The organism is Micromonospora fluostatini, from assembly GCF_050410825.1.
GTDB classification, from domain to species: Bacteria; Actinomycetota; Actinomycetes; order Mycobacteriales; family Micromonosporaceae; genus Micromonospora; species Micromonospora rosaria.
In genome coordinates this window covers 4,107,408-4,130,572 of sequence record NZ_CP191251.1, presented here as the reverse complement: position 1 = coordinate 4,130,572, position 23,165 = coordinate 4,107,408, and the positions used below count along the sequence as shown (strand labels likewise).

The following is a 23,165-nucleotide window of genomic DNA, read 5'->3' as shown; positions in this document are numbered from 1 at the left end:
TGGCGGCATGAGCGAGCGCAGCGAGCGAATCGTCGTCGTCGGCCCTCGTGCCGCTGGTGAGCGCAGCGAGGCGGTGGCATGAGCGAGCGCAGCGAGCGTGTCGTCGGGGTCGGGTCCGAGCCGGGACTGCCCGAGCTGGTGCCGGACCACCGGCTGCGCCGGCTGGAGCTGACCGTCACCCGTCGGCTGGACGGGCTGATGCACGGCCAGTACCGGGGACTGCTTCCCGGGCCCGGCAGCGAGCCGGCCGGCAGCCGGGAGTACCGCCCCGGGGAGGACGAGGTACGCCGGATGGACTGGGCGGTCACCGCCCGGACCACGGTGCCGCACGTCCGGGAGGTCGAGGCCGACCGGGAACTGACCACCTGGCTGGTGGTGGACGCCAGCCCCAGCATGGAGTTCGGCACCGCCGACCTGGACAAGCGGGAACTGTCGGTGGCGGCGGTCGCCGCCGTCGGGTTCCTCACCGCCGGGGCCGGCAACCGGCTCGGCGCGCAGGTGCTCGACGCCCACCAGGTGCACCGGTTCCCGCCCCGGGCCGGCCGTACCCATCTGCTCGGGCTGCTCCGCCGGCTGCTGGCCGCGCCCCGGACCACCGTGGACCCGCCCCCCGGGGCGGTCGTCGACCGGCGTCCGGGGCCGACCCTGGTCGAGGCGCTGGCCGCCGCGAACCGGACCGCCCACCGCCGGGGCCTGGTGGTGGTGGTCTCCGACTTCCTCGACAGCCTGCCGGACGACCCCCGGCAGGCCGCGCCGTGGGAGCCGCTGCTGCGCCGGCTCGCCGTCCGGCACCAGGTGCTCGCGGTGGAGGTGACCGATCCGCGCGAACTGGAGCTGCCGGACGTCGGGGTGGTCACCCTGGTCGACCCGGAGTCCGGGCGCCGCCGGGAGGTCTGCACCTCCGACCCGGTGCTGCGCCGGCGGTACGCGGTCGCCGCCGCCGGCCAGCGCGACCAGGTACGCCAGGCGTTGCGCCGGTGCGGGGCGGCCCACCTGCCGTTGCGGACCGACCGGGACTGGACCGTCGACATCGTCCGGTACGTGCACACCCAGCGGTACCTGGCCGCCGTGCCCGCCGCCGCCCGGGGAGGTGCCGCGTGAGCTGGGAGTCGCCCCTGCGCCTCTGGCTGTTGCTCGGGGTGGCCGCGCTCGCCGTCGGGTACCTGGCGGTGCAGCGCCGACACAGCCGGTACGCCGTCCGTTTCACCAACCTGCGGCTGCTGGACCGGGTCGCGCCGCAGCGGCCGGCCTGGCGACGGCACGTACCGGCGGGCCTCTTCCTGGCGATGCTGGCGCTGCTGGTGATGGGGTTCGCCCGGCCCAGCGCGGAGGTGCGGGTGCCCCGGGAACGGGCGACCGTGGTGGTCGCGGTGGACGTCTCCACGTCGATGCTGGCCACCGACGTCGGCCCGGACCGGCTCAGCGCGGCCAAGGCGGCGGCCCGCCGGTTCGTCGACGGGCTGCCGGACGAGTTCAACGTCGGGCTGGTCGCGTTCGCCGGCAGCGCCGCCGTGCTGGTGCCGCCGGACACCGACCGGGAGGCGCTGCACGACGGCATCGAGCGGCTGGCCGAAGGGGTCACCGGCGTGCAGGGCACCGCGATCGGCGAGGCGATCAGCACCTCCCTGGGCGCGATCCGGGCGTTGGACAGCGAGGCGGCGACGAAGCCTCCACCGGCCCGGATCATCCTGCTCTCGGACGGGGCGAACACGTCCGGGATGGACCCGATGGAGGCGGCGGCGGAGGCGGTCGCGGTCGAGGTGCCGGTGCACGCCATCTCGTTCGGTACCCCGTCCGGGTCGGTGGACCGGGGCGGCCGGCCGATCCAGGTGCCGGTCGACGGGCAGACGCTGCGCGCGGTCGCCCAGGAGACCGGGGGCGGTTTCCACGAGGCCAGCACCAGCGCGGAACTCCGGGCGGTGTACGAGGACATCGGCACCTCGGTCGGCTACCGCACGCAGCGGCAGGACGTCTCGGCCCGGTTCATCGGGATCGGTCTGGTCTTCGCGATGGGGGCGGCGGCCGGGTCCATGCGGTGGTTCTCCCGCCTGCCCTGACCCGGCTACCCCGTCCCGGGCGGCCCCGGCCAGGGCGGGGGCGGTCGGCGGGGCACCGCCTGTTTCCGCACGAGCAGCGCACCGGCACGGCAGTGAGGAGCGACGGATGGCAGCACAGACCGGACTGGGCGAGCCCCGGGGACCGTGGTTCGTCTCGCCGGAACTCGGCCCGGACGGCCGGGGGCGGTGGGACGTACCCGGAGTGGGGCTGGACCCCGGGCGGCGTCGGCCGGGCCGCCTGGTGGCCGGGCTGACGGTGGTGGCCCTGTCCACCCTCTCCGGCGCGGTGGCCGGCGGGTGGGTCGCCACCCAGGCGGGCCGGCCCGAGTCGGCGGCCTCGGCGGCGCCGGTGCCGGCGGAGTTGGTGACCGCCGCCGAGAAGACCGTGCCCGGCGTGGTGTCGGTGCTGGTGGGCGGGGGCGGTGGCCGCTCGGCCACCGGTTCCGGCTTCGCCATCGACGACCAGCAGCACATCATCACCAACGACCACATCCTGGCCAAGGGGGACACGGCCGGGGTCACCGTCGAGGCGCCCAACGGCCGCCGGTTCCCGGCCGAGGTGGTGGGTCGGGAACCGGGCAGCGACCTGGCCGTGCTGCGGGTCTCCCCGGCGGCCGGCCTGTCCCCGCTGCCGCTGGCGAAGCCGGGCGCGACCCGGGTGGGCGAGCCGGTGCTCGCGGTCGGCTCGCCGCTCGGGCTCTCCGGCACCGTCACAGCGGGTATCGTCAGCGCGCTCGACCGTCAGGTCCGGCTCGGCACGAACCGGCACACGGCCGTGCAGACCGACGCCTCCATCAACCCCGGTAACTCGGGTGGCCCGCTGGTCAACGCCCGAGGTGAGGTGGTCGGGGTGAACACGGCGATCGCCACCATCGACGGCAACGGCTCGATCGGCATCGGCTTCGCGATTCCGATCGACCAGGTGCAGCAGACCGCCGACACGATCATCGGAAAGGGCGGCTGAGCTGCGGAGAGTGTGCGATCGACTACGGGCGGGATATCGGAAATTGTCAGATATCCGGCGTATGCCCATCGGCCTGTAGCGATATCACGCTGAGTATGCATACTCACGGGGGTGGACCAACCTCTACTAGCGGTTCTGCTGCTGCTCGGCCTGCTCGTCGGGTCCGGTGTGGGCGCCGCGTACACCCGGGCCCGGCGGGGGTGGACGGACTACCAGGCCGCCCGCCGGGCGGTGCCGGGAGCCCGGCGGGCCGCCTGGTTGCTGATCCGGGCGGTCACCACCAAGGTCGGCGTGATCACCCTGCTGCTGGCCGGGGCGGTGGCGTACGCCGCCGTCGGCTCCGACCCCGACTCCGGCCCCGGCGGGGCGGACCCCGCACCCACCCCGGCGGCCACCACCGGTGCCGCGCCGCAGCGCTAGCCTCAGGGGGTGGACGACGGACTGCGGGTCACCGACCGGCTCATGGTGCCCGGCACCGAACTGCGGGAACGCTTCTCCCGGTCGTCCGGCCCGGGTGGGCAGGGCGTGAACACGGCCGACTCGCGGGTCGAGCTGAGCTTCGACCTGGCCCGCTCGCCGAGCCTGCCCGAGCCGCTGCGCGCCCGGGCGCTGGAGCGGCTCGCCGGGCGGCTGGTCGACGGGGTGCTCACGGTGGCCGCCAGCGAACACCGGGCGCAGTTGGCCAACCGGGAGGCGGCCCGGGAGCGGATGGCCGCGCTGCTGCGCGAGGCGGTCGCCCCACCGCCGCCCCCGCGCCGGCCGACCCGCCCCTCGCGGGGCGCCAAGGAGCGCCGCCTGGCCGACAAGAAGCGCCAGGCGCAGCGCAAGCGGGAGCGCCGGGTCGACGGCGACTGACCCCCGCGGGCCGACCGCCCTCGGGGTCGATTGATATCGATCGGTGTTCCTGGTTGAATTCTCGCGGGAGCACGGGCCGTCATCGATCGCATTCGTCGTACCCCTGACGGGAGTTCCTCCACCATGCTCCGAAGGTCCTTCAGCAGGTCCCTGCTCGCCGCCCTGGCGGCGCTGCCGCTCGCCGCCGCCGTCGGCCTGGCGACCACCGCGCCCACCTCACCCGCCACCGCCGCGCCGGCCGTCGCTGCCGCGCCGGTACGGATCATGCCGCTGGGCGACTCGCTCACCGGTTCGCCCGGCTGTTGGCGGGCCATCCTCTGGAACCAGTTGCAGTCGGCCGGACACACCAGCATCGACTTCGTCGGCACCCTCGGCCCGCAGGGCTGCGGTCAGCCGTACGACGGGGACAACGAGGGGCACGGCGGCGCCCTGGTGACCAACGTCGCCAACCAGAACCTGCTGCCCGGCTGGCTCGCCGCGACCCACCCGGACGTGGTGATGATGCAGTTCGGCACCAACGACGTGTGGAACGCCATCCCGCCGACCACCATCCTCGCCGCGTACAGCAAGCTGGTGGACCAGATGCGGGCCGACAACCCGGCGATGAAGGTCATCGTCGCGAAGCTCCCGCCGATGGCCCCGCCCACCTGCGGCGAGTGCGGCCAGCGGGTGGTGGCGCTCAACGCGACCATCGACGGCTGGGCGGCCGGCAAGACCACCGCCGCCTCCCCGATCACGGTCATCGACCAGTGGACCGGCTTCAGCACCGCCACCGACACCTACGACGGGGTGCACCAGAACGCGGCCGGGGACCAGAAGCTCGCCGCCCGCTGGTACCCGGCCGTGGTCGCCGCCCTCTCCGGCACCACCCCGACCACGCCGCCCACCACGCCCCCGACGACTCCGCCGACCACGCCCCCGACGACGCCGCCCACCACGCCCCCGACGACGCCGCCGACCACGCCCCCGACCACGCCCCCGACCACGCCGCCGGGCGCGGGGGCGGGCTGCGCCGCCACGCACCGGGTGATCGGGCAGTGGCAGGGCGGCTTCCAGGGCGAGGTGACCGTGCGCAACACGGGTGCCGCCGGGATCGCCGGCTGGCGCGTCGGCCTCACCCTGCCGGCGGGCAGCCAGCTCACCCAGGCGTGGAACGCCGAGGTGACCGGGACCGGGTCGACGGTCACCGCGCGCAACGTCGGCTGGAACGGGTCGCTGGCCGCCGGGGCGACGACGACCTTCGGGTACCTCGGCAACGGCAGCCCCGGTACGCCCACGCTCACCTGCACGGCGAGCTGACCGCCGACGGCAGGGGTGAGAAGGGGCCCCCTCTCGACCGTATGCGTTAAGAGGGGGCCCTTCCTTACAGCGCGGCGAGCAGGCGGTGCCGCAGGACGGCGGCGCGCTCGGCGAAGAGGCGCTGGGTGGCCGCGTACTCGGCCCGGCCCTCGGGGGTCTCCACCCGCACCGGCGGGTACCCGAGGGCCGCCAGGTCGTACGGGCTGGCCCGCATGTCCAGCGTCCGGATCTCCCGGGCCAGCGCGAAGGCGTCGGCGACCAGTTCGCTCGGCACCAGCGGGGAGAGCTTGTACGCCCACTTGTACAGGTCCATGTTGGCGTGCAGGCAGCCCGGCTGCTCGTTGGCGTGCTGGGTCTGGCGGGTCGGGGTGAGCACGTTCAGCGGCCGGGCCGGCGCGGTGAAGAACCGGTACGCGTCGAAGTGGCTGCACCGCACGCCCCGCTCGTCGACCACGGCGGCGGTGCGCTCCGGGGTGAGCCGCAGCGGCCACGCGTTGTGGCGTACCTCCTCCTGGGTCTGCCGGTACACCATCGCCCACTCGTGCATGCCGAAGCAGCCGAGCTGGGCCGGGCGACCGGCGGTGGCGGCGAGCAGGGTGCGGATCCACTCGACCGACTCGGCCCGGCGCTCGCGTACCCGGGCGGTGTCGAGGGTGACCCCGGCGGCGGTGGCGCGGTAGTCCCGGCCGAACTCGGCCGGGTCCGCGTCGCGCAGCAGCACCCCCGGGCCCGGATGCCAGCGCCGCAACTGGGCGGGGCGGTGCGAGTAGTACGTGAAGAGGAAGTCCTCCACCGGGTGCTTCTCGCCCCGGTGCCGCCGGGCCAGGTGCGGCGTGAGCCAGGTGTCGACCCGGTGCTCGTGGGCCCGTCGGCGGGCCCGCCAGTCGACCGCGTCGAGCGCGGCGGCGGGAGCGAGGGCGGCGGTCACGCACCAGAGCGTACGACCGCCGCCCCGCTCCCGTCAGGGCACGTCGACCCGGACCCCGGCGGAGAAGACCCCGCTGCGCAGCTCCAGGTGGGTCGGCGGCTCCCGACCGGCGACGGTGAAGACCATCGGGAGCACCACCCGGCTGCCGGCGTCGACCGGCTCGGCGAAGATGTCCCGGCCCTGGTTCACCGCGCGGGTGGCCAGCGCGTCGGCGTTGACCCAGGTGCCGCCGGGCAGGTAGGCCCGCTGCATCTGGCCGTGCCAGGCCTGCTTCTCGGGGGTGATGTTGCGCACCCCGACGGTGGCCTCGCAGCGCCGGCCGGCCGCCGTCGCCGTGCCGCAGGCGACCCGGTAGACGGTGAACTCGAACGCCGCCTCCCGCAGCGGCACCCCGATCGGGCCGGTGGCGCCCCGGCCCACCCAGGCTCCGCTGGTCGGCTGCTGGTCGGTGTCGATCGCGGCGACCTGGCGGGTGCCGGTCCAGCCGGCCACGCCGACCACCCCGGCCAGGACCACCGTCGCGCCGGTCACGGTCAGCCAGACCGGCGGGGTGCGCCGTCGGGTGGTGGGGCGGGGCGCGCCCGGCAGCGGGTACACCGTCCCCCGCGACGGCCCGGTCCGGTCGGCCCCGGTGGGTTGCGGTCCGCCGCCGTCGGCCGGCCCGGCCGCGCCCGGCGGGGCGTCGCCCGGGGTGCCGGAGGCGGCGGCCCAGGCCCGTAGCCGGCGGCGGCGTTGCCACCGCCACAGGCCCAGCCCGCCCAGCACCAGCAGCACGGCCAGTCCGCCGAGCAGGGCCGGCAGGCGCCACCACGGGGCCGCCGCCGGCTCGTCGCTCGGGCGGGTCACGGCGGCGGTCCACGTCGCGGTGCCGCAGTCGTACGGCCGCCGCCCGTCGGCGCCGTACGCGCAGGCCGGTGCGGCCAGCGGGCGGTCCGGGGTGCTGGTGCGCAGCGCGGTGTGCAGCGTGGTGCTGCCCTTCGGCGGGAGCGTGAGCCGCCAGGTCACCTCGGCGGGCCCCCCGGCGGCGCGGGTGGCCCGTCCACCGCCGGTGATGGTGGTGGCCGAGGCGCCCGAGGGCAGTTCCTGGCGGACCGTGGTGTCCACCGGCGCGTCGCCGACGTTGCGCACCTGGATCCGGTACGCGGGTGCCGGGGTGCCCGCCGACGCGACCGCCACGGTGACGGTCGGCGCGGGCGCCCGCAGCGGCGCCCGGGTGGGCGTCGGTACCGCCGGTGGCGCGGACGGCATCGTCGAGGCCCGCGCCGGGGCGACCAGCGCCGCCGCCGCGCCGGGGGTGGCCAGCGCCGCCGCCGGGCCCGGCAGGGCGGGTGCCGGCGTCGCTCCCGGCGCGGCGGTTCCCGGCGGGGTCGCCGGTGCGGCCCGGGGCGTCGCCGACGACGGCGCGGTGAGCACGGCCGGAGTGGGTGCGCCCCCGGGTGTCGCCGGGGCTCTGGCCCCTGGCGGCCCGGTCAGCGCGGGTAGCGCCGGCACGGTGGCGAGGATGCCGAGGCAGTGCGCGAGCACCGCGATGGCCCTGTGGTGTCGTCTCGATGCAGGCATACGAACGAACCTCCGCCGCCGACGCTAGGGGCGCGGTGACGTCGTGCGGGTACGAAGTGCCGAACTCCACCCCCGCGACCGGCGGCTCACGTACAGTGCGCGACCTGGTGTCGGGCTAGATTGGCCGGGTGCGTATCGCTCGTTTCGCTCATGCCAAGGGAATGTCGTTCGGGGTCGTCGAGGGTGAGCCGGAGGCCGGCCCGCAGGGGCTGACCGTGGCCGAGATCTCCGGCCATCCGTTCGGCCAGCTCACCTTCACCGGGGGCCGTTGGGCCCTGTCGGACGTCCGGCTGCTCTCGCCGATCCTGCCCAGCAAGGTCGTCTGTGTCGGCCGCAACTACGCCGAGCACGCCGCCGAGCTGGGCAACCAGGTGCCGGCGGAGCCGCTGCTGTTCCTGAAGCCGTCCACGTCGGTGATCGGCCCCCGGGACGCGATCCGGCTGCCGGTCTTCTCCAAGCAGGTCGAGCACGAGGCGGAGCTGGCGGTGGTGATCGGGGCGCCGGGCGCGCGGCGGGCCGACCGGGCCGCCGCCGAGCGGGCCATCTTCGGCTACACCTGTGCCAACGACGTCACCGCGCGGGATCTCCAGCACTCCGACGGCCAGTGGACCCGCGCCAAGGGCTTCGACTCGTTCTGCCCGATCGGCCCGTGGATCACCACCGGGCTGGACGTGCGGGACCTGGAGGTCCGCTGCGAGGTGGGGCGCGACCCGGAGGAGATGGAGGTCCGCCAGCTCGGCCGGACCCGGGACATGGTCTTCGACGTCCCCGCCCTGGTGTCCTACATCTCACACGTGATGACGCTGCTCCCCGGGGACGTGGTGCTGACCGGCACGCCGGCGGGGGTTAGCCCGCTCACGGACGGGGATACGGTCACCGTGCGGATCGAGGGGATCGGGGAGCTGACCAACCCGGTGGTCCCGGTCTGACACCGCTCGGGAGGGCCGAAACCGCTGGTCAGGGCTGGTTTCGGTAGCCCGATTTGGCCGGCCGGCGCGGGGAGGGTAAAGTTCATCCCCGGCGCCGCAAGGTGCCGATGGGGTATGGGGTAATTGGCAGCCCGACTGATTCTGGTTCAGTTAGTCTAGGTTCGAGTCCTGGTACCCCAGCAACCGACGTTCCCCGTGAGCGTCGGTCGCTGGCTTCTGCTGAGTTCGGCTCCAGCCCCCCGCGAGGGGGGCGGGAAAAGATCTCTGATAGAGTACAGCGGCACCGCCCGGAAGGGCGGAGAGCAGGAAAAAGGTTCTGGCCCCGTCGTCTAGCGGCCCAGGACGCCGCCCTCTCAAGGCGGTAGCGCCGGTTCGAATCCGGTCGGGGCTACGACACAGCGGCCCGTTCCACTCCGGTGGGGCGGGCCGCTTCCTTTTCCTGTTCGGGTCTTCCCGCTCCCGGTCGGCTCACGCCCGTGCCGTCACGGTGGGGCCGCCGGCGGGCCCCGTGGTGCCCGGCGCGGTAGGGGGAGGCTGTCGGCCCGGCACGGCGGTGGGCCGGCGACAACCTCGCGGTCGACGGGCGGGGGTGGTGGTGGAGGTGACGGTCAGAGGCCGGAGAGGCGTTGGCCGGCGCGGACCACGGCCATCGCGTGGCGCTCGCCGGGCCGGCGACCCAGCCGCTCGATCGGGCCGGAGATGCTGATCGAGGCGATCACCCGGCCGGTCCGGTCCCGGATCGGCGCGGAGACGCTCGCCACACCGGGCTCGCGTTCGGCGACGCTCTGCGCCCAGCCCCGGCGGCGCACCTCGGCGAGGGTCCGCCCGGTGAACTTCGACCGGGGCAGTAGCGGCATCACCGCCTCCGGCGGCTCCCAGGCGAGCAGGATCTGCGCCGCCGAGCCGGCGGTCATCGGGAGCACCGAGCCGATCGGCACGGTGTCCCGCAGCCCGCTGGCCCGCTCCGCGGCGGCGACGCAGATGCGTTCGTCGGCGCGGCGCAGGTAAAGCTGGGCGCTTTCGCCCGTGGCGTCCCGCAGCGCGGCGAGCAGGGGCTCCGCCGCGGTCAGCAGCACGTCCGGTGCGGCGTTCGCCAACTCGCCCAGCCGGGGCCCCGGGCGCCAGCGGCCCTGGGTGTCCCGGACGAGCATCCGGTGGATCTCCAACGCCTGGGCCAACCGGTGTGCGGTGGCGCGGGGGAGCTTCGTGCGTTCAACGAGTTCGGCCAGGCTGGCGCCGTCGACACAGGCGGCCAGGATGACCACCGCCTTGTCGAGAACGCCGACACCGCTCATACTGTGTCCCACAAGCCGAAATTTACCTCCCAGAATTTAGGATGTCCAGATGGTGGGAGACACTCAACCGAGGACCCTGGCCGAGAAGGTCTGGGACGCGCACGTGGTCCGCTCCGCCGAGGGGGAGCCGGACCTGCTCTTCATCGACCTGCACCTGTTGCACGAGGTGACCAGCCCGCAGGCCTTCGACGGGCTGCGGATGGCCGGCCGCCGGGTCCGGCGGACCGACCTGACGCTGGCCACCGAGGACCACAACACCCCGACCGGGTACGACGATCCGTCGTTCCGGACCCGGCGTGGCGACCTGCTCACGATCGCGGACCCCACCTCCCGCACCCAGATCGAGACGCTGCGCCGCAACTGTGCCGAGTTCGGGGTCCGCCTGCACCCGCTGGGCGACGAGAACCAGGGCATCGTGCACGTGATCGGCCCGCAGCTCGGCGTCACCCAGCCGGGCATGACGATCGTCTGCGGCGACTCGCACACCGCCACCCACGGCGCGTTCGGTGCGCTCGCCTTCGGCATCGGCACCAGTGAGGTCGAGCACGTGCTGGCCACCCAGACGCTGCCGCAGGCCCGGCCGAAGACGATGGCGGTCAACGTGGTCGGCGAGCTGGGCCCCGGCGTCACCGCGAAGGACCTGGTGCTGGCCCTGATCACCCAGGTCGGCACCGGCGGCGGTCGCGGGCACATCGTGGAGTACCGGGGCGAGGCGATCCGCGACCTCTCGATGGAGGGGCGGATGACCATCGCCAACATGTCCATCGAGTGGGGCGCCAAGGCCGGCATGATCGCGCCGGACGAGACCACCTTCGCGTACCTGAAGGGGCGGCCGAACGCGCCGCAGGGGGACGCCTGGGACGCCGCCCTGGAGTACTGGCGGACCCTGCCCACCGACGAGGGGGCGGTCTTCGACGCCGAGGTGACTCTGGACGCCTCCCAGATCACGCCCTTCGTCACCTGGGGCACCAACCCGGGGCAGGGCGCGCCGCTGGGCAGCGCCGTGCCGGACCCGGAGTCGTTCGCCACCGAGCCCGAGCGGGCCGCCGCCCGCCGCGCGCTGGAGTACATGGACCTCACCCCCGGCACCCCGCTGCGGGACCTGGCCGTGGACGTGGTCTTCGTCGGCTCCTGCACCAACGGCCGGCTGGAGGACCTGCGGGCCGCCGCCGACGTGCTGCGCGGCCAGCGGGTCGCCGACGGGGTCCGGATGCTCGTCGTGCCCGGCTCCGCGGTGGTCCGCGAGGCGGCCGAGGCGGAGGGGCTGGACAAGGTCTTCACCGACGCCGGTGCCGAGTGGCGGTTTGCCGGCTGCTCCATGTGTCTGGGCATGAACCCGGACACCCTGAAGCCGGGCGAGCGCTCCGCCTCCACCTCCAACCGAAACTTCGAGGGCCGGCAGGGCCGGGGCGGCCGTACCCACCTGGTCTCGCCGCCGGTCGCCGCCGCCACCGCCGTGGCCGGCCGGCTGGCCGCCCCCGCCGATCTGTAGAAGGGCAGTCGAGCAGATGGAGAGGTTCACCACCCACACCGGCGCCGCCGTGCCGCTGCGCCGGTCCAACGTGGACACCGACCAGATCATCCCGGCCGTGTACCTCAAGCGGGTGACCCGGACCGGCTTCGCCGACGGGCTGTTCAGCGCCTGGCGGGAGGACCCGTCGTTCGTCCTCAACGATCCGGCGTACGCCGGGGCGTCGGTGCTGGTCGCCGGGCCGGAGTTCGGCACCGGCTCCTCCCGGGAGCACGCCGTGTGGGCGCTGCGCGACTGGGGCTTCAAGGCGGTCCTCTCGCCCCGCTTCGGCGACATCTTCCGGGGCAACGCCCTCAAGGAGGGGCTGTTGCCGGTGGAGCTGGACCTGGCGGCGATCGAGCAGGTCTGGGCGCTGGCCGAGGCCGACCCCGCCGCCCCGGTCACCGTCGACCTGGTCGCCCGGGAGGTCCGGGCGGGGGACTCGGCGTGGTCCTTCCCGCTCGACGACTTCAGCCGCTGGCGGCTGATGGAGGGCTTGGACGACATTGGACTCACCCTTCGCCACGAGGCCGCGATCGGTGAGTTCGAGGCGGCGCGACCGCCGTTCCTGCCCTCCGTGGCGTAGCCGATCGCCCGACCGGAGCGCTATTTCCACCCCCCGCCGGCCCGCCCGGCGGGGGGAATCCGTTACGACACAAGGGCTTTTTTCCCCCGAATGTTTGTGTCCTGGCAGCACAGGGCATACGGTGCGCGCAGAATGGCTCGCGTCGAGTCAGTTGCACAATCGGGAGGAAGTCGTGAACAAGGCCGAGCTCATCGAGGCGCTCGCCGCTCGTCTGGGGGACCGGAAAACGGCGACGGCCGCGCTCGACGCGGTCCTCGCTGAGGTCCAGGCGGCGGTCACCAAGGGCGAGAAAGTGGCGATCACCGGTTTCGGAGCGTTCGAGAAGCGCGTCCGAGGAGCACGAACAGCGCGCAATCCGCGCACCGGTGAGGCGGTGAAGGTCAAGAAGACATCCGTGCCGACCTTCCGGCCGGGCGCCGGCTTCAAGGAGATGGTGGCCAACGGCAAGGTGCCGAAGGCCCCGGCGGCGGCGAAGAAGACCACCACGGCCGCCGCCAAGACCACCGGTGCCAAGGCGACCGGTGCCAAGGCGACCGGTGCCAAGGCCACCGGCGCGAAGGCGACCACGGCCAAGGCGGCCGGCGCCAAGGCGACCACGGCGAAGGCGACCGGCGCTCGGAAGACCGCCGCCCCGGCGAAGAAGACCGCCGCGGCGAAGGCGACCAAGACCACCGCCAAGGCCACCACCGCCACCAAGAAGGCCACGCCGGCGAAGAAGAGCACCGCCGCGGCCCGGTCGACGGCGGCGAAGAAGACCACCGCGGCGAAGAAGACCACGGCGGCCAGCAAGGCCACGGCGGCGAAGAAGGCGCCGGCCAAGAAGGCCCCGGCGAAGAAGGCAGCGACCAAGCGCTGACCGTTCCGGTCCGGTTCGCAGGGCGCCCACCGTCTCGGTGGGCGCCCTGCGCGTGTCCCGGCCCGGTCTCCCCGGGTGCGGGGCCGGTCAGACGGGGTCGGCGGCCAGCAGGCGGCCGGCGGCGAAGGCGAGCAGCCACCCGCCGCCCTTCGGGGTACCGAAGTCGCCGGGGACGCCGGCCAGCCGTTCCAGGGCACCGGGGATCACCTTGCCCTGACTGCACACCGCCGTCGACACCCCGCCCGCCCCCAGCTCGGCCAGCCGGGCCGCGGCGGCCAGCACGCACTCCTCCGGCACCTGGCCGGGGGCCGGCTCGTCCAGGTCGCCGGTCACCTCGATCGGCAGGTCGAGGTGGGCGGCGGCCGGATCCAGGGTCTGCACGCACCGGCGGGCCGAGGCGGAGAGCAGCCGCTCCGGGCGGACCGCCGCCACCAGCGGCGCCAGCGCCACCGCCCGCGCCCACCCGGCCGGGTCCAGCGGCCGGGCGGAGTCCGGCCCGGACCAGGTGGCCCGCCGGCCGGCGCGGGCGTGCCGCAGCACCAGCACCGTGCCGGTGGCCGACGGCAGGGCCGCGAACGCGGCGAGCACCTCGGCGTCGTGCGGGTAGCTGACCCGGCGGGCCGCCTCGTCCACGTCGAACCAGCCCACCTCGTCGACCTCGGTGCCCGCCTCGAACCCACCGGTCGCCACGGCCCGCATCGACCAGTAGTCGACCACCTTCGGCCGGCCGTCGACGAGGTACCGCACGGTGGGCAGCCGGACCTGCGGCACCGCCCGGACGTCGCTCTCCTCCGCCACCTCGCGGACGGCGGCCACCAGTGGGTGCTCGCCCGGCTCCAGCTTCCCCTTCGGCACCGTCCAGTCGCCGTACCGGGGGCGGTGCACCAGGCAGACCTGGACGCCGTCGCCGGTCGCCCGCCACACCACACCACCCGCCGCGCGTACGTCGTCGGTCGCCGTCGCCGGACCGCCCGTCACCGCAGCCATCCCGTCCACCGCTTGTCGCCCGCCCGCCGCCAGACCTCCGGGAACCCGGCCCGTACCCGGTGGACCGTGGCCCGCTCGCGCTCGGCCAGCCGGCCGGCGACGAAGGCCAGCCGCGGGTCGTCCGGCCGGGAGTCCGCCACGGCGGACCAGGTCTCGGCGGCCACCGCCGCGTCCTGGTGCTCGCCGAGCAGGCGCTGCACGTCGGCCAGGGCATCGGCCAGCTTCCGGGCGTCCTTGCCCACCACCGGCGCGACCGCGTTCACCGCGTACCGGGCCCGCTTGGCCTGCTTCCGGACCTCGTGCCACGGCTCGTCGGGGCCGAGCGGGTCGAGGGCGTCGCCACCCTGCGGCCCGGTCAGCTTCCGCCACGGCCGACGGACCAGCCGGGGCGACGCCTCAGCGGCCGGCTCGGCGGCCCGGGGCCGCAACCGGGGCGCGCGGGCGGCCAGCACCAGCGCGTCGGTCAGCGCCACGTACCGGGGCGTGCGCAGCGCCGCGTCCACCTCGGCCAGGGCGGCCTCCTGACGGGCCGCCAGGACGGCGTCCAGCCGGTCCACCGCCGCCGGGTCCAGCGGGGCCAGCGGGTCGGCGGCGGCGGTCCGGCGCAGCCGGTCCCGCAGCACCTCCACGTCCCGGGCCGCGCCGAGCACCCCGGCGAGCCAGGCCAACTCCTCGCGCAGCGGCCGGGCCCACCCGGGCACCAGCAGCGGGGCGAACGTCCGCAGGTCGCTGCGGAGCCGCCGGCAGCCGACCCGCATCTGTTGCAGCGCCGTCCGGTGCCCGGGGACCGGGGCGCGCAGCCGGACCAGCGGGTCGTGCGCCAGCACCCGCCGCACCGCCCGGCGGACCGCCTCGGTGACGACGTCCCCGCCGGTCGGCTCGGCCGGCAGGCCCGTCGGGGCGACCAGGTCGGGCTCGCCGTCGACGGCCGCGCCGAGCGCCCCGACGTGCGCCGGCAGCACCACCGCGAGCGCCCGGCGGTGCTTCGGCACGAACTCGCCCTCGGTGGCCCCGGCATCGGTCAGCAGCCGGCCGATCCGGTCGAGCAGCGCGGTGTCCCCGGCCCGGCGTTCCACCTCCACCTCGCGGAAGCCGCCCGCCGGCCGGCCGCCCTCGTCGAGCACCGTGACCCGGTCGTCGGCCACCTCGGCGAGCAGCGCGCCGTCGGCGGCGCGGACCTGGTGCCGGTGCCGCTCGGTGCGGATCATCGCCACCGGGGCCACCTCGGCGCCCCGGGTGTGCACCGTGACCAGGTCCCGCAGCTCCTCCGGCACCCCGGTGCCGCGCCGGCCGGGCCGGGAGATCTCGTGCCGCACCCCGGTCGACCCGGTGGGCAGCTTCACCGTCCACGGCTCCGGCTCGCCCCGGCGGTACCGCAGCGAGACACCGGCCCGGGTCAGCCGCAGGTCGGCCGTGTCGACGTACGTCGCCACCAGCCGGACCGGGGCCCGCAGCTCCACCCGGCCGTCCGTCGGGGCGACGGCGGACAGGTCGGGGACCGTGAATCCCTCCGGCACCTCGTACTTGCGTTCCTCTTCCCGCATTCCGCCCACCCTATGCCCGTCGACGGGTCACCCGGACCGGCCACCGACCCGGCGCAGCAACAGATCCTGGAGGTGGGTCAGCGGCGTCTCCGGCAGCCCGGTACGCCGGCTCCAGCTCCCGTCGGCGGCGAGTTCGAACGCCTCCACCTCCGGGCTGAACGCGGCGGCCAGCACATGGTCCAGTTCGGCGCGGGCCACCGGGTCGCTCACCTGCACCAGCGCCTCCACCCGCCGGTCCAGGTTGCGGTGCATCAGGTCGGCCGAGCCGAGCCAGAACTCCGCGTCGCCGTTGTTGCCGAACCGGAAGACCCGGGAGTGTTCCAGGAACCGGCCCAGGATCGAGCGGACCCGGATGTTCTCCGACAGCCCCGGCACCCCCGGCCGCAGCGTGCACATGCCCCGGATCAGCAGGTCCACGTGCACCCCGGCCCGGGAGGCGCGGTACAGCGCGTCCACGATCTGCTCGTCGACCAGCGAGTTCACCTTGAGCTGCACCAGCCCCGGCATGCCCAGCCGGACGTGGGAGATCTCCCGCTCGATCCGCTCCACCAGGCCGCGCCGGATGCCCTGCGGGGCCACCAGCAGCCGCCGGAACGTGGTCTGCCGGCTGTACCCGGTCAGCACGTTGAACAGGTCGGTCAGGTCCGCCCCGATCTCCGGGTCGGCGGTGAGCACGCCGAAGTCCTCGTACAGGCGGGCGGTCTTCGGGTGGTAGTTGCCGGTGCCGATGTGGCAGTACCGCCGGATCTGGTTGCCCTCCTGGCGCACCACCAGCGCGGTCTTGCAGTGCGTCTTCAGCCCCACCAGGCCGTACACCACGTGACAGCCGGCCCGTTCCAGGGTCCGCGCCCAGCCGATGTTGGCCACCTCGTCGAACCGGGCCTTCAGCTCCACCAGCACCACCACCTGCTTGCCGGCGGCGGCGGCGTCGACCAGCGCGTCGACGATCGGGGAGTCCCCGCTGGTGCGGTACAGGGTCTGCTTGATGGCCAGCACGTTCGGGTCGGCCGCGGCCTGCTCGACGAAGCGCTGCACGCTGGTGGCGAACGAGTGGTACGGATGGTGCACCAGCACGTCGCCGTCGCGCAGGGTGGCGAAGACGCTGCGCGGCACCTCCCCCTCGGCGAGCCGGGGATGGGTGGCCGGCACGAACGGCGGGTCCTTGAGGTCGGGGCGGTCGGCCGCGCCGTAGACCTGCCAGAGCGCGGAGAGGTCGAGCAGGCCCCGGACCCGCAGCACGTCGTGCGCGTCCATGTCCAGTTCCCGGACGAGCAGCTCCAGCATGTGGTCGGAGATGTCGGCGGCCACCTCCAGCCGCACCGGCGGGCCGAACCGACGCCGGGCCAGCTCCCGTTCCAGGGCCTGGAGCAGGTCCTCGTCGCGGTCCTCGTCGACCTCCACCTCGGCGTTGCGGGTCACCCGGAACAGGTGGCACTCCACCACCTGCATCCCGGAGAAGAGCTGCCCCAGGTGGACCGCGATCAGGTCCTCGACGGGCAGGAACCGCACCCCGGGCAGGTCCCGGCACACCCGCACGAACCGGGGTACGTTGTTCGGCACCTTCACCCGGGCGAACAGCTCCGAGCCGCCGTCCGGGTCGCGGACCGCCACGGCCAGGTTCAGCGACCGCCCGGAGATGTACGGGAACGGGTGCGCCGGGTCGACGGCGAGCGGCGTGAGCACCGGGAAGATGTGCTCCCGGAAGTACGTGCGCAGCCGTTCCCGCTCGGCGTCGTCGAGGTCGCCCCAGCGCAGGATCCGGATGTCCTCGGCGGCCAGCTTCGGCAGCACGTCGTCGACGAAGCAGCCGGCCTGCCGGCCCGCCAGCATCGCGGTCTTCTCGGCGATCAGCTCCAACTGGGTCCGCAGCGGCAGGCCGTCGCCGCCCCGCACGGGCAGCCCGGCCTGGAGCCGGCGCTTCAGTCCGGCTATCCGGACCATGAAGAACTCGTCGAGGTTGCTGGCGAAGATGGCCAGGAACTTCGCCCGCTCCAGCAACGGGGTGCGCGGGTCCTCGGCCAGCGCCAGCACCCGGGCGTTGAAGTCGAGCCAGGACAGCTCCCGGTTGAGGAAACGGTCCTCGGGCAGCGCCGCCGGGCCGGGCTCGGCCTCCGCCTCCTCGGCGTACGGGCCCTCGTCGAGCACCTCCTCCAGCCCGGCCGAGGCAGCCGCCGCGTCGAGCCGGTCGGTGCCCCGGGCCCGCCGGTCGCGGTCGGGCCGCCCGGGTCCGGGCGGGTCGGCCGTACCGTCGTCGGTCCGGGCCTGCCCGCCGGCCGCGTCGGCGGCCGGGGTCGGGTCCGCCGTCGGCTGCCCGCCGGCCGGCTCGGAGTGGTCGGTCGGCGCGGGCGTGGGGTGTGCCCCGGTCGGCTCCGGGCGGTCGGTCGGCTCGGCTGGGTCGGTGGGCTCGGGGTCGGTGGCGGGCGACGGTCGGCCGGGCCGGAACCGGCCGTCGGCGCCCCGTTGCCGGGACCCGTCACGGGATGTGGTCGCTCCGGTGCTCCGACGGCGGTTGGTGCGCTGTTCGCGAGGGGTGCTCACCAGCCCATAATCACCCGACGGGGGTTAACGCAAAATGAACTTGGTCGGGTGATCACGCCATCGTCGGGAAGGTCACCCGGACCACCTCGCCGGCCGCGTCGGTCTCCACCCGCAGCCGCTGGCCCAGCCGCAGCATCCGCAGGCCGGAGGCGTCGAAGGCGCGGGCCGGGAAGGGCAGCTCGGTGCCGTCGTCGAGCAGCAGCACCCCGCTGCGGGTCGCCGCGTCGTAGCTGGCCACCGTCCCCTGCATGGCGTCACCGTACACCGCGCCGCCGCCGACGAGCGCGGCCGTGCGGGGGCCGAGCCCCAACCGGGCGGCGGCCACCAGGTCGGCCGGGGTGTCCACGTCGCGGCGCAGGGTCGGCCAGTCGCCGGTGAGCGGCACCGCGCCGCTGGCCGCGTGCGCCGAGGCCGAGCCGGCCCCGAAACGTGGGTCGAGCGGTACCCCGGCCGGCGCGGCGAGCAGCACCGTCCCGTCGCCGGGGGCGTCCGCCACGTACCCCCGCACCCCGGCCGTCGCCCGCAGCGCCGCCGCCAGGTCGGCCGGGCGCAGCGCCGGCAGGTCGGCGGTGAGCGCGGCCACCCCGGTCCCGCCGGCCAGCGCCGCGCCGTGCCGCAGGGCCGCGTTCAACCCGGCGGCCGCAACGTCCGGTACCACCCGCAGTCGGGCCCGTCGTCCGTCCCGCCCGGTGTCGTGGGTCGCCGCCGCCACCCGGGCGTCGTCGGTGACCACCACCACCTCATCGACCGGGGCGCAGGCGGCCACCGCCCGCAGCGTGTCGGCCGCCAGGGCCAGGGCCAGGCTCTCGTGGGGTACGCCGGGCAGCGCGCCCCGCAGCCGGCTCTTCGCCACGCCGAGGCGCTTCACCGGCACCACCACGGTCCAGGTCTGGGGCACGGCACAATCCTGCCAGCCGGGCACCGGTACCCTCACTGGCCGTCCCGGGGGCGAGCAGGCATGATTTCGCTGCGGGTGTCAGCGGTGGGACGCGGGTGCGGTCGGGCAACGAGGAGGCAGGGTGGGGCGCCGGAAGCTGGGGTTCTGGCAGCGGTTCGCCGTGGTCGTGGTCAAGCCGGTGATGACAGTCTGGACCCGGCGCACCTGGCGGGGCATGGAGCACCTGCGCCGCGACGGCGGGGTGATCATCGTGGCGAACCACATCTCGCACGCCGACCCGTTGGTCTCCGCGCACTTCGTCTACGACGCCGGCCGCTGGCCCCGGTTCCTCGGCAAGGCCAGCGTGTTCCGGGTGCCGGTGGTCGGTTGGCTGCTGCACAGGTGCCGGCAGATCCCGGTGGAGCGCGGCACGGTCGACGCGGTCAAGTCGCTCGACGCCCTGGTCGCCGCCCTGAACGAGGACGGTGTGGTGGTCATCTACCCGGAGGGCACCACCACCCGGCACCCCGACCTGTGGCCGATGCGGGGCAAGACCGGGGCCGCCCGGCTGGCGCTGGCCACCGGCGCCCCGGTGGTCCCGCTGGCCATGTGGGGTCCGGAGCGGATGTTCGACCCCCGGACCAAGCGGTTCAGCGTCCGGCCCCGGATCCCGGTCAGCGTCTCCGCCGGGCCCCCCGTCGACCTGGGACGCTGGCAGGGGGCCACGCCGACCCGGGCCACCCTGGTGGAGATGACCGACGAGATCATGCTGTGCCTGCGCGACCTGCTCGCCGAGATCCGGGGCGGCACACCGCCGCCGCTGTGGGAACGTCCCGCCCGGGCCGGCGACGGCGGCGAGCAGCCGGAGGCGGCGGCGTGAGCGGGCGACGTGCCAGCACCGGCGCCGGCGGGCAGGTGGCGGTGCTGGGGGCCGGGTCGTGGGGGACGGCCTTCGCCAAGATCCTGGCCGACGCCGGCCGGGACGTGACCGTCTGGGCCCGCCGGCCCAGCGTCGTGGACGGCATCCGCCGGGCCCGGCGTAACCCCGACTACCTGCCCGACCTGCGGCTGCCGGACCGGGTCCGCGCGACCGGGGACGCCGTCGAGGCGATCACGGACGCCGAGCTGGTGGTGCTGGCCGTGCCCTCGCAGACGTTGCGCGGCAACCTCGCCGAGTGGGCCGGGCACCTGCACCCGGACGCCACCCTGGTCTCCCTGATGAAGGGGATCGAGCTGGGCACCACCAAGCGGATGAGCGAGGTGATCGTGGAGACCGCCGGGGTGACCCCGGACCGGGTGGTGGTGGTCTCCGGCCCCAACGTCGCCCCCGAGATCGCCGCCGAGCAGCCGGCCGCCACCGTGGTCGCCGGCACCGACGCCGCCCGGACGGCGCTGGTGCAGGCGTCCATCCTGACGACCTACTTCCGCCCGTACACCAACGACGACGTGATCGGCTGCGAGCTGGGCGGCGCGGTCAAGAACGTGATCGCCCTGGCGTACGGGATCGCCACCGCGATGGGCTTCGGGGACAACACCCGGGCGATGCTGATGACCCGGGGGCTGGCCGAGACGGCCCGCCTCGGGGTGGCGCTCGGCGCCGACCCGATCACCTTCGCCGGCCTGGCCGGCATGGGGGACCTGGTGGCGAGCTGCTCGTCGCCGTTGGCCCGCAACCGCACCTTCGGTGAGCACCTGGGCCGGGGCGCGACGCTGGAGGAGGCCCGGGTGGCCACCCGGCAGACCGCCGAGGGCGTCAAGAGCGCCCTGGCGGTCCGTGACCTGGCCCGCGCGCACGGGGTGGAGATGCCCATCACCGAGCAGGTCGAACGGGTCTGCCACGAGGGCCTCGACCCCCGGATCGCCGTGGACGTGCTGATGAGCCGGACCGCCAAACCCGAGTCGTACGAGTGAGTTGCCATGACTGACCAGGACTACCGCGACGGCACCCGGTGCGTGCACGCCGGGCTGCCCGAACCCGCCCCGGGCGACCCGTTCCTCCCCGGGCCGGTCCTCGCCGCGCCGTACCACCTCGACCCGTGGCAGGGGCCGCAGGCCTCGCCGAACGGGTACGGCCGACCGGACAACCCGACCCGGCGGCTGCTGGAGGCGGCCGTCGGCGAGTTGGAGGGCGGCGACTGCCGGGTCTTCGCCAGCGGGCAGGCGGCCATCACCGGCCTGCTGCTGGCCGTGCTGCGGCCGGGCGACACGGTGGTGCTGCCCGCCGACGGGTACTTCCCGGTGCGGGCCTTCGCCGCCGACACCCTGGAGACCATCGGCGTCACGGTGCGCTACGCGCCGACCGTCGGGCCGTACCCGTCGTTCGCGGGGGTCCGGCTGGTGCTGCTGGAGACCCCCGCCAACCCGGGCCTGGACGTGGCCGACGTCGCGGCCCTGGCCGAGGCGGCGCATGCGGCCGGCGCCCTGCTGGCGGTGGACAACACCACCGCCACCCCGCTCGGGCAGCGCCCGCTCGACCTCGGGGCGGACGTGGTGGTCGCCTCCGGCACCAAGGCGCTCACCGGCCACTCGGACCTGCTGCTCGGGTACGTCGCCACCCGGTCCGGGGCGTTGCTGGACGCGGTCACCGGCTGGCGGACCACCACCGGTGCGGTGCCCGGGGCGTTCGACTCCTGGCTGGCCCACCGGTCGCTGGCCACCCTGGACCTGCGGCTGGGCCGGCAGTCGGCCAACGCCGAAGCGGTCGCGCGGGCGCTGGCCGCCCGCCCGGACGTGGCCGGGCTGCGCTGGCCGGGGCTGCCCACCGACCCGGCGTACCCGGTGGCCGCCCGGCAGATGCGCCGGATGCCGGGGGTGCTCTCGTTCGACCTCGGCGACGCCGACCGGGTGGCCCGCTTCGTCGCCGCCGCCCGGCTGGTCGCCGCGGCGACCTCGTTCGGCGGGCTGCACACCACCGCCGACCGGCGGGCCCAGTGGGGCGACGACACCGCACCCGGTTTCGTCCGGCTCTCCTGCGGCGTGGAGGACCCGGCCGACCTGGTGGCCGACATCGGTGCCGCGCTGGACGACGCCGGGGCGCCGGGTCCGCTATGGTGATCGGGCCCGTCGCGGGCGGCGACGTCGAGGAGGTGAGTCCGATCCACCCGACAACAGGACCGGCGCTTCCCTCCGCGTCCCCGTCGCACCGGTAGTGCCGGCGGGAGCGCCGCCCAGCGTTCCCGAGAGGCCTGCCATGGTGTCGCCCCGTACCGACCGTCCCACCCTCGTGCAGCGACTGCGCGCCGCCGGCTGCGTCTACGCCGAGGACGAGGCGGAGCTGCTCCTCGCCGCCGCCGCCTCGACCGGGGCGCTGGCCGGGCTGGTCGAGCGCCGGATCGCCGGTGAACCGCTGGAACACGTGCTCGGTTGGGCCGAGTTCTGCGGCCTGCGGGTCCGGGTCGACACCGGGGTCTTCGTGCCGCGCAGCCGGACCGCGCTGGTGGTCGAGGCGGCCGTGGCCGCGACCGGTCCGGCCCCGGCGGTGGTGGACCTCTGCTGCGGCTCCGGCGCCACCACCCTGGCCCTGGCCCACCGGCTGGACTGCCGCTGGCTGGCCGCCGTCGACCTCGACCCGGCCGCCGTGGCCTGCGCCCGGGGCAACCTCGCCCCACTCGGGGTACCGGTCTTCCAGGGCGACCTGTTCGACCCGCTGCCCGAGCGGTGGCGGGGGCGGTTGGACCTGGTGGTAACCAACGCCCCGTACGTGCCCAGCGGGGCGGTGGCCATGATGCCGGCCGAGGCGCGGCTGCACGAGGCGCGGCTGGCCCTCGACGGCGGCCCGGACGGGCTGGCGGTGCTGCGCCGGGTCGCGGCCCAGGCGGCGCGCTGGCTGGCCCCCGGTGGCCACCTGGCGGTGGAGGTCGCCGCCGAGCAGGCCGGGGCGCTGCGCGCCGCGCTGCGGGGGTACGGGCTGGAGTCCCGGGTGGTCCGCAGCGCGGACCTGGACGCCACCGCCGTCGTCGCCCGCCGGCCACACTGACGACGCGGGCCGGTGCCGTGCCGTGCTGGCTGTGCCGTGCTGGCCGGGCCCTGCCGCCGGTGCCGTGCTGGCCGGGACGGGTCTGCCGGGCGTGGGTGGTGAGGCGGGTCTGCCGTGCCGGCTCCTTCTCCCGGGCCGTCGGTCCGGGCGTGTCCCGCTCCGGAGGGGACCACGCGATGAGCGGTATACCGGTCAGGCATAAAAATGCCTGACCGGTATACCGCTCGGAAGCAGGTGCTGTCGCCGGGCGGCGGTGCGGTGGGCATGGGCCGGCCCGGCGCTCCCGGTGGCGGCCGAGGCGCCGGGCCGGCGGGTCGGGCGCTTCCGGCCCGCCACCGCTGGGCAGCCGATCCGGCTCCGCAACCGATCCGGGCCGGGGGTAGGTCCGGCACCGCAGTCGGATC

The 23,165-nt window shown here is 75.3% G+C and carries 20 protein-coding genes, 2 tRNA genes and 1 pseudogene; 16 read left to right on the top strand and 7 right to left on the bottom strand.

All coding sequences use genetic code 11. The features are described from left to right. The first annotated feature begins 78 nt into the window (after nt 1-78). From ACQUFX_RS18050 to ACQUFX_RS18025, 6 genes are all read left to right on the top strand, one after another. Nucleotides 79-1,101, top strand: a complete 1,023-nt coding sequence (locus ACQUFX_RS18050; RefSeq protein WP_428961517.1) for a DUF58 domain-containing protein — start codon at nt 79-81, stop codon at nt 1,099-1,101. Next, the gene (locus ACQUFX_RS18045; protein ID WP_428961516.1) at nt 1,098-2,057 is read left to right on the top strand and encodes a VWA domain-containing protein; all 960 of its coding nucleotides are present in this window, start codon (nt 1,098-1,100) and stop codon (nt 2,055-2,057) included. Before ACQUFX_RS18050 ends, ACQUFX_RS18045 begins: the two co-directional genes overlap by 4 nt. Before the next feature lie 106 nt (nt 2,058-2,163). Continuing rightward, nucleotides 2,164-3,021 (top strand): S1C family serine protease, encoded by an 858-nt coding sequence (locus tag ACQUFX_RS18040; RefSeq protein WP_428961515.1) that lies wholly within the window; start codon nt 2,164-2,166, stop codon nt 3,019-3,021. A gap of 111 nt (nt 3,022-3,132) precedes the next feature. Further along, nucleotides 3,133-3,441, top strand: coding sequence for a hypothetical protein (locus ACQUFX_RS18035; RefSeq protein ID WP_428961514.1), 309 nt, complete (start codon nt 3,133-3,135; stop codon nt 3,439-3,441). 9 nt (nt 3,442-3,450) lie between these two features. Continuing rightward, nucleotides 3,451-3,876 (top strand): alternative ribosome rescue aminoacyl-tRNA hydrolase ArfB, encoded by a 426-nt coding sequence (gene arfB, locus ACQUFX_RS18030; RefSeq protein WP_428961513.1) that lies wholly within the window; start codon nt 3,451-3,453, stop codon nt 3,874-3,876. Between the two features lie 123 nt (nt 3,877-3,999). Then, a complete protein-coding gene (locus ACQUFX_RS18025; protein WP_428961512.1) occupies nt 4,000-5,175 on the top strand; it encodes a cellulose binding domain-containing protein in 1,176 nt (391 codons plus the stop codon). A gap of 64 nt (nt 5,176-5,239) precedes the next feature. On the opposite strand, the gene ACQUFX_RS18020 is transcribed toward ACQUFX_RS18025, so the two are convergent. Beyond that, on the bottom strand, nt 5,240-6,103 hold the full coding sequence (locus ACQUFX_RS18020; protein WP_428961511.1) for a 3-methyladenine DNA glycosylase: 864 nt from the start codon (nt 6,101-6,103) through the stop codon (nt 5,240-5,242). A gap of 33 nt (nt 6,104-6,136) precedes the next feature. Beyond that, nucleotides 6,137-7,663 carry a hypothetical protein gene (locus tag ACQUFX_RS18015; protein ID WP_428961510.1) on the bottom strand — a complete coding sequence of 509 codons (1,527 nt, stop codon included), beginning with the start codon at nt 7,661-7,663 and terminating at the stop codon, nt 6,137-6,139. A 128-nt stretch (nt 7,664-7,791) separates the two neighbouring features. Between ACQUFX_RS18015 and ACQUFX_RS18010 the strand changes: the two genes are divergently transcribed. From ACQUFX_RS18010 to ACQUFX_RS18000, 3 genes are all read left to right on the top strand, one after another. Beyond that, nucleotides 7,792-8,592 carry a fumarylacetoacetate hydrolase family protein gene (locus ACQUFX_RS18010; RefSeq protein ID WP_083978206.1) on the top strand — a complete coding sequence of 267 codons (801 nt, stop codon included), beginning with the start codon at nt 7,792-7,794 and terminating at the stop codon, nt 8,590-8,592. 108 nt (nt 8,593-8,700) lie between these two features. Next, nucleotides 8,701-8,772 (top strand) — tRNA-Gln (locus ACQUFX_RS18005). 138 nt (nt 8,773-8,910) lie between these two features. Further along, nucleotides 8,911-8,983, top strand: a tRNA-Glu gene (locus ACQUFX_RS18000). A gap of 217 nt (nt 8,984-9,200) precedes the next feature. Here ACQUFX_RS18000 and ACQUFX_RS17995 read toward each other — a convergent pair. Next, nucleotides 9,201-9,887, bottom strand: coding sequence for an IclR family transcriptional regulator (locus ACQUFX_RS17995; RefSeq protein ID WP_067360129.1), 687 nt, complete (start codon nt 9,885-9,887; stop codon nt 9,201-9,203). 49 nt (nt 9,888-9,936) lie between these two features. On the opposite strand from ACQUFX_RS17995, the gene leuC reads away from it, so the two are divergent. The 3 genes from leuC to ACQUFX_RS17980 all read left to right on the top strand — a co-directional run bounded on the left by leuC (nt 9,937) and on the right by ACQUFX_RS17980 (nt 12,839). Continuing rightward, entirely contained in the window at nt 9,937-11,379 is a 1,443-nt protein-coding gene (leuC, locus tag ACQUFX_RS17990) for a 3-isopropylmalate dehydratase large subunit (RefSeq protein ID WP_428961509.1), read from the top strand. A 16-nt stretch (nt 11,380-11,395) separates the two neighbouring features. Continuing rightward, the gene (gene leuD / locus ACQUFX_RS17985; protein WP_428961508.1) at nt 11,396-11,983 is read left to right on the top strand and encodes a 3-isopropylmalate dehydratase small subunit; all 588 of its coding nucleotides are present in this window, start codon (nt 11,396-11,398) and stop codon (nt 11,981-11,983) included. 172 nt (nt 11,984-12,155) lie between these two features. Next, nucleotides 12,156-12,839: an HU family DNA-binding protein gene (locus tag ACQUFX_RS17980; protein WP_428966994.1), complete on the top strand. Its 684-nt coding sequence runs from the start codon at nt 12,156-12,158 to the stop codon at nt 12,837-12,839. An 87-nt stretch (nt 12,840-12,926) separates the two neighbouring features. On the opposite strand, the gene ACQUFX_RS17975 is transcribed toward ACQUFX_RS17980, so the two are convergent. The 4 genes and pseudogenes from ACQUFX_RS17975 to cofC form a co-directional block, all read right to left on the bottom strand. After that, complete coding sequence (locus ACQUFX_RS17975) at nt 12,927-13,826, bottom strand: NUDIX domain-containing protein (protein ID WP_428961507.1); 900 nt, start codon at nt 13,824-13,826, stop codon at nt 12,927-12,929. Next, nucleotides 13,814-15,370 carry a CYTH and CHAD domain-containing protein gene (locus ACQUFX_RS17970; protein WP_428961506.1) on the bottom strand — a complete coding sequence of 519 codons (1,557 nt, stop codon included), beginning with the start codon at nt 15,368-15,370 and terminating at the stop codon, nt 13,814-13,816. The genes ACQUFX_RS17975 and ACQUFX_RS17970 overlap by 13 nt, the downstream gene beginning before the upstream one ends. 27 nt (nt 15,371-15,397) lie before the next feature. Next, nucleotides 15,398-17,524 (bottom strand): RNA degradosome polyphosphate kinase, encoded by a 2,127-nt coding sequence (locus ACQUFX_RS17965; RefSeq protein WP_428966993.1) that lies wholly within the window; start codon nt 17,522-17,524, stop codon nt 15,398-15,400. Nucleotides 17,525-18,173: 649 nt separating this feature from the next. After that, nucleotides 18,174-18,806, bottom strand: a pseudogene (gene cofC / locus ACQUFX_RS17960) (2-phospho-L-lactate guanylyltransferase); the annotation flags it as partial. 121 nt (nt 18,807-18,927) lie between these two features. Between cofC and ACQUFX_RS17955 the strand changes: the two are divergent. The 4 genes from ACQUFX_RS17955 to ACQUFX_RS17940 all read left to right on the top strand — a co-directional run bounded on the left by ACQUFX_RS17955 (nt 18,928) and on the right by ACQUFX_RS17940 (nt 22,761). Beyond that, on the top strand, nt 18,928-19,665 hold the full coding sequence (locus ACQUFX_RS17955) for a lysophospholipid acyltransferase family protein (RefSeq protein ID WP_428961505.1): 738 nt from the start codon (nt 18,928-18,930) through the stop codon (nt 19,663-19,665). After that, nucleotides 19,662-20,696: an NAD(P)H-dependent glycerol-3-phosphate dehydrogenase gene (locus tag ACQUFX_RS17950; RefSeq protein ID WP_428961504.1), complete on the top strand. Its 1,035-nt coding sequence runs from the start codon at nt 19,662-19,664 to the stop codon at nt 20,694-20,696. The genes ACQUFX_RS17955 and ACQUFX_RS17950 overlap by 4 nt, the downstream gene beginning before the upstream one ends. 6 nt (nt 20,697-20,702) lie before the next feature. Further along, nucleotides 20,703-21,839, top strand: a complete 1,137-nt coding sequence (locus ACQUFX_RS17945; RefSeq protein ID WP_428961503.1) for a cystathionine gamma-lyase — start codon at nt 20,703-20,705, stop codon at nt 21,837-21,839. 136 nt (nt 21,840-21,975) lie between these two features. Further along, entirely contained in the window at nt 21,976-22,761 is a 786-nt protein-coding gene (locus ACQUFX_RS17940; RefSeq protein WP_428961502.1) for a putative protein N(5)-glutamine methyltransferase, read from the top strand. Nucleotides 22,762-23,165: the final 404 nt, after the last annotated feature.

Bases quoted from the DNA above. Each gene is read 5' to 3' on its own strand.
- ACQUFX_RS18050 (WP_428961517.1), top strand. From the start codon at position 79: ATGAGCGAGCGCAGCGAGCGTGTCGTCGGGGTCGGGTCCGAGCCGGGA.
- ACQUFX_RS18040 (WP_428961515.1), top strand. From the start codon at position 2,164: ATGGCAGCACAGACCGGACTGGGCGAGCCCCGGGGACCGTGGTTCGTC.
- ACQUFX_RS18025 (WP_428961512.1), top strand. From the start codon at position 4,000: ATGCTCCGAAGGTCCTTCAGCAGGTCCCTGCTCGCCGCCCTGGCGGCG.
- ACQUFX_RS18015 (WP_428961510.1), bottom strand. From the start codon at position 7,663: ATGCCTGCATCGAGACGACACCACAGGGCCATCGCGGTGCTCGCGCAC.
- ACQUFX_RS17995 (WP_067360129.1), bottom strand. From the start codon at position 9,887: ATGAGCGGTGTCGGCGTTCTCGACAAGGCGGTGGTCATCCTGGCCGCC.
- leuC (WP_428961509.1), top strand. From the start codon at position 9,937: ATGGTGGGAGACACTCAACCGAGGACCCTGGCCGAGAAGGTCTGGGAC.
- leuD (WP_428961508.1), top strand. From the start codon at position 11,396: ATGGAGAGGTTCACCACCCACACCGGCGCCGCCGTGCCGCTGCGCCGG.
- ACQUFX_RS17975 (WP_428961507.1), bottom strand. From the start codon at position 13,826: ATGGCTGCGGTGACGGGCGGTCCGGCGACGGCGACCGACGACGTACGC.
- ACQUFX_RS17970 (WP_428961506.1), bottom strand. From the start codon at position 15,370: ATGCGGGAAGAGGAACGCAAGTACGAGGTGCCGGAGGGATTCACGGTC.
- ACQUFX_RS17945 (WP_428961503.1), top strand. From the start codon at position 20,703: ATGACTGACCAGGACTACCGCGACGGCACCCGGTGCGTGCACGCCGGG.
- ACQUFX_RS17940 (WP_428961502.1), top strand. From the start codon at position 21,976: ATGGTGTCGCCCCGTACCGACCGTCCCACCCTCGTGCAGCGACTGCGC.